At 70.9% G+C, this 244-nt stretch carries 1 protein-coding gene; it reads right to left on the reverse strand.

Translation table 11 applies throughout. The annotated features are described in order from the left end of the window. Positions 1–244: acyl carrier protein (locus tag AC5WS8_RS39530; protein ID WP_496108297.1), on the reverse strand; the 244-nt coding region annotated here is incomplete at both ends.

Consider the following 244-nt stretch of genomic DNA (forward strand, 5'->3'; position numbering starts at 1 on the left):
CCACGGTCGGCCGGGAACGGACCCACCGCGTCACCGCCCTCCGACAGCAACCGCCACAACCCCTCCGGGTCACTCACCCCACCCGGGAAACGACACGCCATCCCCACGATCACCACCGGATCGTCCGACACCGGCACCACCCCGGCCGAAGACGACCCCGCCTCCACCACCTCACCCAGCAACCGCTCACGCAGACACCGCGCCAACGCCACCGGCGTCGGATAGTCGAACACCACGGTCGCCG

This window comes from Streptomyces sp. PTL18 (assembly GCF_059510295.1).